This is a genomic window from Coleofasciculus sp. D1-CHI-01, assembly GCF_040218875.1.
Lineage (GTDB): Bacteria > Cyanobacteriota > Cyanobacteriia > Cyanobacteriales > Coleofasciculaceae > Coleofasciculus.
This window is the reverse complement of sequence record NZ_JAVJQP010000196.1, coordinates 15,159-27,086: the sequence shown is the minus strand read 5'-3', so window position 1 is coordinate 27,086 and position 11,928 is coordinate 15,159. Positions and strand designations below refer to the sequence as shown.

Sequence of the window (11,928 nt, the reverse complement as noted above, 5' to 3'; positions counted from 1 at the left end):
AGAAAACCGAGACTTGTCAAAAACAGGCATATTGAATGCCTATTTTTGACTTGGGGGAGTGAAGGCATCCCCGCCCTGCTACACTTCGTTCCGCTGAGGACGGGGTTCTATTGCTCCCCCTTTCCCCCCACGTTTCGATAGATAGATAGTAGGATGAATAGTAGTTTGCTGTGATGGCATGAGTTCCGGTCATTGTGTGAGTACGTGCAAACACTGTTCGACTGGTAGGGAATCACCGTCCTTGTAGGGCGGTGAGGATGTCAAAATATAGCAGAGGCACAATTTCCGACGGAAGCAGAACGGATTCGACGCATTGGACAAGTGGCTGGATGGACAGGTGAAGTCGTAATTGCGTCGCCATCCCTGATGTCAGATAGTTGGAGTTTGCCCTACAATTTAGAACAGCATTGGGTGGTCGATTCTACCCGCATCCGCCAGGAATTGGGTTATGGTGAACCCGTCCTTTTAGCAGAAGCACTCTCAGCGTACCATTGAGTGGGAAGGAAGTCACTCGTCTGAAACTGTTTCCCCAACAGCAGCACCAGAATTGCTGGACTATGATACTGAGGATGCAATCCTAGCTCAATTGGCAGCGATTAGGAGTTTGTACAACGGCGATTGCGTTAAAACAGGAGTAAACCCCTGCCCTAGTAACAATGAACCAGCCCAAAAATCTCGGTCTGGAGAATTCCAATCATTTTTTGATAGTGAATCATTCGCCTAAATTATCCCCGGAGTCGGACAAACTAAGCACAGAGACATTAGATTCAGGTGTCTCGCCTGAACCATCCAAATCATCAATGACATCGGCTTTAGATATCCCATCCGAAAAGCCAAAATTATCAATGACTGAAAAATGTGGGTTAAATAATCAGTTATCAATTGTTGATCCGCGTCGTCGGAATGGTTTAATTATCTATAAACGTTATCACGCCGAGTTTGCTGGACCCGGTGCCGCCGTCGGTGGAATATTTGATCATGATTGTCGGCAAGTGATACCTGTGGGGGATATGATGTTGCTCACTCCAGAATCAGCCGATGAGCGAAAACGTGCTTGTTTAATTCGCCGCCAGTGGGCGCAACTGACGATACAAATAACCAATCATCCCACATCAGCCAAACGTGCCCAGAAGATTCTGAGTCAGTTTGAGGGCTTTTTTGATGCCGAAACAATTGCCCAAATACCTGACGAAGCCTTTGCCCTATTGGTGGGTGTATTTCCTTATACAATTCAGATGATTCGAGATTCGCCAAGGAACTAATAATGCTTCAGATGAGGATATTACGTTTTGTCAATATTGGACTCATCCTAATCAAGCACCAATGATACAACTTACTGTCTGAGTTAAAACATTAGTAAACTCATGACAGAGTAACCATGAACCATTCCCCCAATCCAGTTCGGGAGAGTTTCAATCCTTCCTGGATAGTAAATTCTTCACCTAAATTATCCTCGGAATCGGAAACTCTAAGTACAGAAACATCAGGTTCAGGTTATCCACCCAAACCCCCTAAAGCATCAATGATTGAAGAGTTTGGCTTCAATAATCAGTTATTAGTTGTTGATCCGCGTCGCTCGAATACTGGTGTAATTCTATGTAAACGGCATCACGCCGAATTTGCGGGACCCGGTGCTGCTTTCGGGGGAATATTGGATCAGGATTGTTGGAAGGTAATCCTTGTGGGTGATCTAAAGCTGCTTACTCCCCAATCAGCCGAGGAGCGACAACGAGCTTATTTAATTCGCCGCCAGTGGGCGCAACTGATCAGGCTAATAACGGATCACCCAACACCAGCCAGACGCGCACAGAATATTTTGAGTTACTTTAGGGAAGTTTTTAACACCGAAACGATTGCCCAAATGCCAGACGAAACCCTTGCTCTTTTGGTAGAAGCCTTTACGCTGTTGGCTGGGGTGTTGCCTCATACCATTCAGATGATCATCCGAGATTGGCTAAGGAATCATTCCTTAATCGTGAATTATTCGCCTAAATCATTTCCGGAATCGGGAAATCCAAGTACAAAAATATCGGGTTCAGGTAATCCACCACAATCACCTAAAAAGTCGCCAATAGTAACAATGCCTGAAATTTTTTGGGGGTTAAATAAGCAGTTATTAATCGTTAATTCGCGTCGTCGAAATGGTTTAATTCTCTATAAGCGCTATCATGCCGAGTTTGCTGGACCCGGTGCTGCTGTCGGGGGCAGATTTGATCAGGATTGTCGGCTCGTGATATCTGTGGGAGATCTGAATTTACTCACTCCAGAATCAGCTGATGAGCGAAAACGTGCTTGTTTAATTCGCCGCCAATGGGTGCGGTTAACTATGCAAATAACCAATAACCCAATACCTGAACAACGAGCCCAGACAATTTTGAATCAGTTTTTGGGCTTCTTTGGCGCTGAAACAATTTCCCGAATGCTAGATGAAACCTTTGCCCTGTTGATAGAAGCCTTAGCCCTGTTGGTTGGGGTATCTCCTCATACCGTTGAGATGGTAATCCGAGATTGGTTGGAAAAGAGTGACCAATGACCACGGAACGAATTGTCAAAAGTGGCTCAGGTTGGCGTCTAGGTTGGAATGCTCAGGCCACTCATTATCAGGGGTTAGTGGGTACCGATGAGTGGGCAATCGAGCTGACTCAGGCGGAGTTAGACGATTTTTGTCGATTGTTAGCACAGCTTGCTCAAGCCATTGAAGACATCGCTTATGAGTTGGTCGATGAGGAGAAAGTCACCTGCGAAGCCGAAAGTGACTTGCTCTGGATGGAAGTCGAAGGTTATCCTTCTGCCTATACGCTACGCTTCATTTTGAACCGGGAACGTCGTTGTGAGGGGAGTTGGCAAGCCCAAGCTGTTCCCGGTTTACTGCAAGCGGCTCAGTCTCTACAAGTATTTTGATACCAAATCCGCCTTTGTGTGTAGGGGCGACCCGCTTGCATAAATGATGAATCTTATGATAACCTAGGAAAGGTTTCACGGGGCGTAGCGCAGCTTGGTAGCGCACCACTTTGGGGTAGTGGGGGTCGTGGGTTCAAATCCCGCCGCTCCGATCGCAAAACCAAAATTGACCCTAGAGATTTTGATGTCTCTAGGGTTAATTCTTAGGTTAGGGCTTCATGACGCAAACCGCAAAACCTTACAAAGCCTTAACAAAAAAAGTCCCCAGTTCTGTCCTTGAATGGCGATAATAGAAACGCGGCAGTAATAGCGATCTCCGCAGTGTACATCAATCCGATTCAAGAGAGGCGTGAGCAATGGCAACGTTAACCATGTCCCAGTGTGATTTGTCGGCTTTCACGAAACAGGATGTTGCTAAATTAGCAGGACGTTTAGAACAGGACGAATATGAAAATGCGTTTGCGGGACTAGATGACTGGCATTTGCTGCGGACGCTAGCCTTCCAACGTCCGGAGTTGGCAGAACCCTACCTCTACTTGCTAGACCTAGAAGCGTATGATGAAGCGTGAATGAGTCTAAGCGAGTATTGATAGGTATAGGCGGTGGTATCGCCGCCTATAAAGTTTGTCAGGTTATTTCCACTCTGTTTCAGGCTGGGGTGCAAGTTCGGGTGATTCTCACCCAAGCCGCTCAAGAATTTATCACCCCCCTGACTATTTCCACCCTCTCGCGCCATCAGGCGTATACCGATCGCGTATTTTGGCAACCGATTCACGATCGCCCCGTTCATATTGAGTTGGGTGAATGGGCTGATTTATTCGTGATTGCCCCGCTTACCGCCAACACGTTGGGCAAATTAGCTCACGGTTTAGCGGATAATTTATTAACCAATACCGTTCTCGCCTCCCATTGTCCCGTACTCCTTGCCCCAGCGATGAATACGGATATGTGGGAACAGCAGGCGGTACAACGGAATTGGCAGCAAGTTTTGAGCAATTCCAGGTATCATAGCGTCGGACCCGGTGTCGGACGATTGGCGTGCGATCGCGTCGGTGCGGGACGATTGGAAGAACCCTCAGAGATTCTGAGTGCCATTTATTCGGTGTTATATACAGGCGGTAAGCAGGATTTAGTCGGCAAACAGGTGTTAATTAGTACCGGTGGCACCAGAGAACATTTAGACCCTGTACGCTTTATTGGCAACCCCTCTACAGGTAAGATGGGACTGGCATTAGCAAAAGCCGCCAAACATCGCGGCGCACGAGTCGTATTAGTCCATGCACCCATAACTGAACCCATTCCCCCCGATATTCAGGCAATTTCCGTTGTCAGTGCGGCTGAAATGCGTCAGGTCATGTTCGCCTATTTCCCCGAAGCCGATCTGGTAATTATGGCAGCCGCCGTCGCCGATGTCAAACCTGCTGATCATACTTCAGAGAAATTACCCAAAGCCCAGCTTCCCACTGCCTTAGCTTTAGAACCTGTACCCGATATTTTGGCAGAGTTAGGACAGCGCAAACAAGCCCATCAACAGTTAATCGGGTTTGCAGCACAAACTGGCAATATTGTCAAGCCCGCCTTAGAAAAATTAAACGCCAAGAATTTAGACGCGATCGCCGCCAATCCCATTGACCAGCCGAATGTGGGATTTGCCAGCGAGACCAATCAAGCCATTTTCATCGATAAACAGGGACGCCAGGAGTCGGTTCAACCGTGCAGCAAACTTGAACTCGCCCACGCCTTGCTTAATTTTATTAGCTCGTGTTTGTAGTAGGCACTTTAGTGCCTCAAAAGGCTGATTTTTCCAGCACTAAAGTGCTGACTACGAACAGCCTTATTCATGAATATCTCGTCCTTCAGCAATCAGTAAAACCACTTTTCCGGCTTCATCTTTTAACGGTTTAAGCGAAAAATCTATACGAATCATCACACGTTCCGGTTTCCGAAACTGAACGTCCTGTCGCACCAAATCACCGTTAGCCGCCTTTTTAATCGCCGCTTTCAACCACTCCTGTATAGAGGGGCAGTGATTCCAACACTCCAGTTTCCATACAGGTAAACCTAACAAATCATCTAATTTATAGCTACTCGCATTTAATGCCGTTTCATTGATATCCACAATCAGTCCTTCTGGAGTCAGCAACATCATGGATTGAAAGGTTTGATTGAAAATTCCCCGGAAACGTCGTTCACTATCCTGGAGTTTTTTGAGAATTTGTCCCCGTTCAATCCCGTAACGAATCGTTTTCACTAATAAGGGAATTGTAATATCATCCTTAAGTAAATAATCTTGCGCCCCATGCGCCATTGCTCCTAGGGCTAATTCTTCGTCATTGGCTCCCGTTAACACAACAATGGGCAGATGAGGAATCGCCTCTCGAAATTCAGTAACGGTTTCTAAGCCATCAGCATCAGGAAGATTCAGGTCTAACAAAACTACATCAATGGGGAGATTCGTACAACTCTCAATCGCATCAGCGAGTCGTTCAACATGATGAAGTTGCCATTCGCTTGGGTCTAAACGAGAAAATCGATGACGCTGCAAGCGAGCATCACTAGGGCTATCCTCCACTAATAGGACATGAATTAGTTGTTTGTCCATAGGACTGGTATCACTCCGAGGGCAATTGAACCGCCGCTAACCAAAATTCTTCCAATAGTTGAACCATTCGCATAAACTGTTGAATATCAATAGGTTTGGTAATATAGCAGTTGGCATTCAGTTCATAAGACTTGAGTATATCCTCTTCATCCTCTGAAGTTGTGAGAACGATCACTGGAATCCGTTTGAGCGTGGGGTCTGATTTGATCGAGGTTAATACTTCTTGACCATCCATTCCCGGTAAATTCAGATCCAAAACAATCAAATCCGGACGGGGACTGTTCGTATAATCCCCCTGCTGGAGTAAGTAGTCTAGGGCTGTTTCCCCATCTTCCACCCAACGCAGGTTGTTGGCAATTTTAGCTTGCTTAAAGCTGATCTGGATCAGATTCGCGTCACTGGGGGAATCTTCCACCAGTAAAATTTCAATGGGTCTAAATCTATAATGGCTGCTCATAGCGAGGATATCAAACAGGGAAGGGTCAAGAAAAATGTGCTACCAACTCCAGGTTGAGATTCCACCCAAATCTGTCCACCGTGGCGTTCGACAATTTTCTTACAAACGGCTAAACCAATACCCGTACCCGAAAACTCGCGCCGGGTATGGAGACGTTTGAAGATGACAAAGATACGGTCGAGGTATTTGGGTTTAATCCCAATTCCATTATCCTTTACCTGAAAGAGCCATGCATTCTCTATTAATTGTGCCTCAATCTGGATGTGAGGTGGGCGATCGCGGCAGAATTTGATCGCGTTTGCGATCAGATTTTGAAACAGTTGGATCAGTTGAGTGGGATCAGCCTGAACCGTGGGGAGGGAATCGTAGGTAATCGTCGCTTGGCTTTGTGCGATCGCCACCTGTAAATTCTCAGTCACCTGACGTAGGATGGTATTACAATCGGTCGGTTTCCCCTCTGGTGGACGAGTCCCTAGGCGAGAATACATCAGCAAGGCTTGAATTAACTGGCGCATTCGGGTTGCACCATCAATGATAAACGCCATATAGTCTTGGGCGGATTCATCAAGTTGATCGAGGTAGTCTTGTTGTAAAAGTTGGGTATAACTTGCCACAGCGCGTAACGGTTCCTGCAAATCGTGGGAAGCAATATAGGCAAATTGTTCCAATTCTTGATTAGAACGTTGTAGTTCCTGGGTGAGTTCTTTAAGTTTTGCTTCCGCCTCACGACGTTCAGAAATTTCCGTCTGTAAGATAGTATTCATCGTCGTTAAAGCTTGGGTGCGTTCTTCCACTTGCCGTTCTAATTCTGATCGCGCATTTTGTAAGATATGTTCCGCTTGTTTTTGCAGGGTGATATCTTGAGACATTACCATCCCGGCAAAAATTTCACCCCGCTCATTTTTCACCGGCAGGGTATAGATTTGATGGGTGCGATCGGCAAATGTAATTTCCGATACCCTGGTTTCTCCGGCTAAGGCTGACTGATACAGGGGTTCGATTATTTTACAAACATCGGGTGATAAAACCTCTGTAATCGTTTTTCCTTTTAACTGTTCCGGTTCAAAACCGCCAGCCCTTACCCCCTCCCCTTCTACTAACAAGAAGCGTAACTCTCGATCAAATAATAAAACACTGCCATTAGGAAAGTTTTGTGTCAGGGTTCGATAAAGTCCCTCACTTTTACGTAAAGCTGCGTCTGTGCGTTGGCGTTCGGCAATTTCCGCTTTTAATGAATGATTAAGTTCCGCTTGTTTTTGCCACAGACGAGCATTTTCAATCGAAATCGCGGCTTGGGCGGATATTAGATTTAAGAGTTCAACTCTTGCGGGCGTAAATGCCGCGATCGCTAAATTGTTTTCTAGATAAAACAGTCCAATTAATTGTCCTTGATTTAGCAGTGGCGCACAGACGATAGATTTGGGTTGATTTTGCTGAATATAGGCATCGTTAATAAATCTATCCTCAGACGTGGCATCATTTAAGACTAAAATTTCTTGCGTCCGGCTGACATAATGAATAATCGCGGTGGGAATATCTTGGCTGGTTTCTAAGGGAATCGATTGCAAGACAGCAATACTATCCAAATCCCCTCGACAAATTGCTTCAATCCGTAACTGTCCCTGCCAATCCAAGAGTAAAACGCCTTGTGTCGCCCCAGCATTTTCTATTAAAAGCTTCATTAAGCTAATCAGCAACTTATCGAGGGCAATTTCACTGGAAAGCGCTTGGAATGTTTTAATAATTGTGGTCAAGTCTAGCACAGCGGCAAGATGACTCCCCGATACTGAGTCTGTATTTGAATTGGTAAGTGTATCTTTGATATTAACCGAGGTTAAGGCGTCGGTAAATAAGCCAGGATAAGTCTTCTCTAAATCTTCAACCTTTCGCTTAGCACCCCAATGTTGATAGCCATGGCGTGCTTTTTGCATGTAGAGTTGAGCAAACTTTACCTTGCCTTTACTCAACCAAAACTTAGCGGCTAATTCATTTGCTAAAGCCTCATGGTGAATAAACCCATTGGTTTTGGCTAAATCAATGGCTTGATCATAGAAGTCCATTGCTTTTTCCGTTTGACCAGAAATCCGTGCCATTTCTGCATTGATTAATACATAGTTATGCCGAAAGTTTTCTGGACAATTATCTGCCCAACCTTTCATCTGAGCTTGAGCAATAATCAATGTTTGCCAGTAATCAGCTTGTTGACTCTCCGCCGCCTGAGGATAGAGTGCAGTTAAAATCAGAGATATATAAAAATTATGTTCAGCTTGGATGTATAAACCACGAATAAAGGGCAGGTATTTTTCGGCTGATTTAATGCAATTAAGTGCTGCTTCGGGTTGGTTGTAGAGATAGAGAACCCAGGCTTTAATACTGTAAAATGTACAAAGACCACCAAACGTCTGATAAGTATGGCAGGTGGCTAAATAATTGGCTTCACTCATCTCATCAGTATCAAATACCTCTTTAGCTTCCGTTCGTCCACATAAATTCCAAATAGGCAGTTTACAGGCTAAAATCATGTCTGTTACCCATTGGTTTTGAGTTTTGCGGCTAAAGTGCAAAAACGTATCCGCTTGGGTAAGGACATCGGTTAAGCTTGAGCCTTGATTAAAGGCATTATGAAATTGATTGTTTAAGATATAGCCAACATATTGAAAATCCCCAGCTTCCATTCCCGCCTGATAAGCTTCATGATTAATCGACTCAGCACATTGAATCGGCTTGACCCAGGAATTCAAAAATGTCGCCAAAAAATGATGGGTGCGACTGATATAAATTGGATGATTAAACGTTTTGCTCAGTTGACAAGACAGTAAACCAAAGGCATACCCAGACTGATAATCTCCCCAAAGGGAACCCAGGAGTAATCCATAATTAGAATAGCCTTTAGCTGATTCAGGAGCATTGCCATATTGTAGGGATAAATTGACGAGTTTTACCGTAACCCAGGCATAACTATCTTGATCAAAGAAATACGTGGGCGGATCGAGACTTAATAGTAAATTTACTGCCGCTTTTGTCACCCTGTCGGTCATGTATGGTAAATCAATTAAACTGGCAATGTGCCGATTTCCTAAATTTCGTTTTAAGTCAGATAATTCACGATTTAAGCCTCTTTTTACATTAGTGTCTGGAAAATCGATGCCGATTTTTTTGAGGGCTTGGCGTCCGACTTTAATGGCTTCTTCATAGTTGGCTAGCATGGTATGCTGAACAATAAGCAGGTTATACAGTTCAGCCTGTTCCACCACGGATTTAGCGTGAATTAAACTCTGATGAATTAAATGCTGTGACGATTCAAAGTCGCCATTCAAATATTCCACTTCAGCGAGTTCCTTATGAAGTTTTAATGTTAATGAATACTGGTCAGTCCAGCTTGTTTCACTTAAGGTTAATAGTCCGTAGTTTAGGTAATCTCTAGCGGCGGTATAAGCCGTTGCTGACTTCGCTTTTTTGGCAGCCGCTAAGTTTAACCGAGTTAATTCAAGTCGTTCGTGAGTGGTGGTAATCGCGTAAGCTTTCCAATTGAGATGATCAACAATATCAAAAATTCGCTCATATTTTTGATAGGGGGATAGCTGGGCAAGCAACAGCCGACCAATGCGCCAGTGAACGGTTTCTTTTGTTGCTTGATCCATTAAAACATCAACCGCTTGTTGTACGCGATCGTGCGAAAATTTATAATGTTGAATTAAATGAAAATATTTTTGCGGATTTTTTGTCTGGGGTTCAATTAATCCTAACTGAATGGCTGGATATAAATCATCCCAGGTTTCATTCGGAATTCTCTCACAAATTTTGGCAAGTAAATCGAGTTGAAAATGATTTCCGATACAAGCGGCTAAACTTAAAACATGTTGAGTGCTTTCCGGAAGTTTTTTCAACTTGCCAATCATCAACTCCACCACGTTATCTGTAATCGCCGTTTCTTCAATCCGGTCGATATCCCAAGTCCACTGACCTGAACCTTCGTTGGTAGAAGAACTAAAGAAAATCAGATTTTCCTGGGCGAGGGTTTTGATAAATTCTTTAATAAAAAAAGGATTTCCTGCGGTTTTACGCACTATTAGTTCTGCTAAAGCAGTAACAGATTGAGCATCTCTGTGTAAGGTTTCGGAGATTAACTCAATAACTCGTTCCCGGTTCAGGGGGGTTAAGATAATTTGGTTAAGAATAACGCCAAGACTACAAATTTTATCGAAGCTAATCATTAAAGCATGATTCGGATCAACTTCATTGTCTCGATACGCACCAATGAGGAATAGATGGTGGATTGGGTCATCTGTCAAAATGAATTCCAGCAACTTGAGGGTAGCTGCATCAGCCCATTGTAAATCATCTAAAAAAATGACTAAAGGATGTTCAGGTTGACAGAAAACCCGCATGAAGGCTTGAAATACTAAATGGAAGCGATTTTGGGATTCAGCCAATCCTAATTCAGGCACTTCTGGCTGAGTACCAATAATCAGTTCAACTTCTGGAATGACCTGGATAATAATTTGTCCATTGCGACCTAATGTTTCCAGTAATATTTTTCGCCATTGCCTAAGTTTTGCTTCACTTTCAGTTAAAATTTTTCGGATTAATTTGGAGAAGGCATTAACCAAAGCTGAACAAGGAGTATTGCGTTGAAATTGATCAAATTTTCCAGTAATAAAATAACTGCTTTTCTGGATAATAGATGGACGAATTTGCTGGATTAGAGCGGACTTACCAACGCCAGCATCACCCGTAATCAGAATGATTTCACTCAGCCCTTTTTGGGTATTTATTGCCCCTTGCCCCTTTGGGGAACAGGCGATGCGAAAAAAAGCGGCGAGGAGTGCTTGAAGTTCACGTTCTCGACCATAAAGTTTTTGGGGAATTTGCAAAAATTTGCCCAGATCATGACATCCAATGGGGAATTCTTTAATTTTGCCCGTTGTTTTTAATTGCTCTAAACAATACTCTAGATCTGCCTTGATTCCTACAGCACTTTGGTATCGATTTTGCGGTATTTTTTCCAATAGTTTCATGACAATATTGGAAATGGCTTGAGGACAAACTAATTGATGATAGGGAAACTGTTGAGTGTTGAGTATTGACCCAACGCTAGGCTCATCTGTAACTAGGTTTGTAGGGATAAATTTAGGAACTTTCTGTTCGCTATTGATGGTAACGTTTGTGCCGAAGCCGCCTTGACTGAGTTTTGAGTCAACTCCCCCATCTTCTTTGTCTTCGCCTGCTTCCTTGTCCTCCTTTTCTACGACGTTTGACTGCAACGTTACATGAGGGGGGAGAGGCTGTTGAGCCAGATGGCAATAAATCAACTCTATGGGTTCATCTTTATCGAAAGGGAGATGATCGGTTAATAGTTCATAAAGAGTGACACCTAAGGAATAAAAATCTGTGCGGTAATCTAGAGGGCAATCCATCCGTCCAGTTTGCTCTGGTGATAAATAGGCTAATGTTCCCTCTACACTAGGCGATTGTTTGAGCGAATGATTTTCGCTGGATACGCGAACCGCGATACCAAAATCAATAATTTTTAGTTGTTCCGTTACCGGATTGAAAATAATATTTGATGGATTAATATCTTTATGAATTGTATTAGCGGCGTGGATTTGACCTAAGCCTTCTGTAATCTTAATCGCGATGTCCAGAATATCGGACAGTGAAAGTTTTATTGTCTTGAGTAATACGTTTAAGGATTCTCCACCAATGTCTTCAAACACGATAACCAACCTATTCTGATAAGCGAGTAAGTCGTAGGCGTGAATGACACCCACCAGTTGCCAGTTATGAGTAATTTCGTATTCCGTTTTATAGCGGCTAAGTTCTTCAGACGTAGGATAGTCAGGTTGGAGAAGTTTCAAAATAACAGGTTGAGTATCGACCTGTCGGATGCCCCGATAGACTATAGAATTGGAGCTTTCGTAGATTTTGGCGAGAATCTGGTAACCTGGAAGGATAATCACGGTGGGAT

General features: G+C 43.9%; 9 protein-coding genes and 1 tRNA gene. 7 read left to right on the top strand and 3 right to left on the bottom strand.

What is annotated here, in order from left to right; all coding sequences use genetic code 11:
• The first annotated feature begins 321 nt into the window (after window positions 1–321).
• The 7 genes from RIB93_RS32785 to coaBC all read left to right on the top strand — a co-directional run bounded on the left by RIB93_RS32785 (window position 322) and on the right by coaBC (window position 4,672).
• A complete protein-coding gene (locus RIB93_RS32785) occupies window positions 322–495 on the top strand; it encodes a hypothetical protein (RefSeq protein ID WP_446379561.1) in 174 nt (57 codons plus the stop codon).
• Window positions 496–656: 161 nt separating this feature from the next.
• Window positions 657–1,262 carry a hypothetical protein gene (locus tag RIB93_RS32780; RefSeq protein WP_446379559.1) on the top strand — a complete coding sequence of 202 codons (606 nt, stop codon included), beginning with the start codon at window positions 657–659 and terminating at the stop codon, window positions 1,260–1,262.
• A 116-nt stretch (window positions 1,263–1,378) separates the two neighbouring features.
• The gene (locus RIB93_RS32775; RefSeq protein ID WP_446379557.1) at window positions 1,379–2,533 is read left to right on the top strand and encodes a hypothetical protein; all 1,155 of its coding nucleotides are present in this window, start codon (window positions 1,379–1,381) and stop codon (window positions 2,531–2,533) included.
• Entirely contained in the window at window positions 2,530–2,901 is a 372-nt protein-coding gene (locus RIB93_RS32770) for a DUF1818 family protein (protein ID WP_446379555.1), read from the top strand. Before RIB93_RS32775 ends, RIB93_RS32770 begins: the two co-directional genes overlap by 4 nt.
• Before the next feature lie 78 nt (window positions 2,902–2,979).
• Window positions 2,980–3,053: transfer RNA gene (locus RIB93_RS32765), tRNA-Pro, on the top strand.
• Window positions 3,054–3,257: 204 nt separating this feature from the next.
• A complete protein-coding gene (isiD, locus tag RIB93_RS32760; RefSeq protein ID WP_446379553.1) occupies window positions 3,258–3,470 on the top strand; it encodes a protein IsiD in 213 nt (70 codons plus the stop codon).
• On the top strand, window positions 3,467–4,672 hold the full coding sequence (gene coaBC / locus RIB93_RS32755; RefSeq protein WP_446379551.1) for a bifunctional phosphopantothenoylcysteine decarboxylase/phosphopantothenate--cysteine ligase CoaBC: 1,206 nt from the start codon (window positions 3,467–3,469) through the stop codon (window positions 4,670–4,672). The genes isiD and coaBC overlap by 4 nt, the downstream gene beginning before the upstream one ends.
• Before the next feature lie 63 nt (window positions 4,673–4,735).
• Here coaBC and RIB93_RS32750 read toward each other — a convergent pair whose 3' ends face one another.
• Genes RIB93_RS32750 through RIB93_RS32740 form a run of 3 tightly spaced genes read right to left on the bottom strand, consistent with a single transcriptional unit; the run spans window position 4,736 to window position 11,920 of the window.
• Window positions 4,736–5,503: a response regulator gene (locus RIB93_RS32750; RefSeq protein ID WP_446379549.1), complete on the bottom strand. Its 768-nt coding sequence runs from the start codon at window positions 5,501–5,503 to the stop codon at window positions 4,736–4,738.
• 10 nt (window positions 5,504–5,513) lie between these two features.
• Entirely contained in the window at window positions 5,514–5,960 is a 447-nt protein-coding gene (locus tag RIB93_RS32745; protein WP_446379547.1) for a response regulator, read from the bottom strand.
• Window positions 5,957–11,920, bottom strand: a complete 5,964-nt coding sequence (locus RIB93_RS32740; protein ID WP_446379545.1) for a protein kinase domain-containing protein — start codon at window positions 11,918–11,920, stop codon at window positions 5,957–5,959. The genes RIB93_RS32745 and RIB93_RS32740 overlap by 4 nt, the downstream gene beginning before the upstream one ends.
• Between the last annotated feature and the right edge of the window lie 8 nt (window positions 11,921–11,928).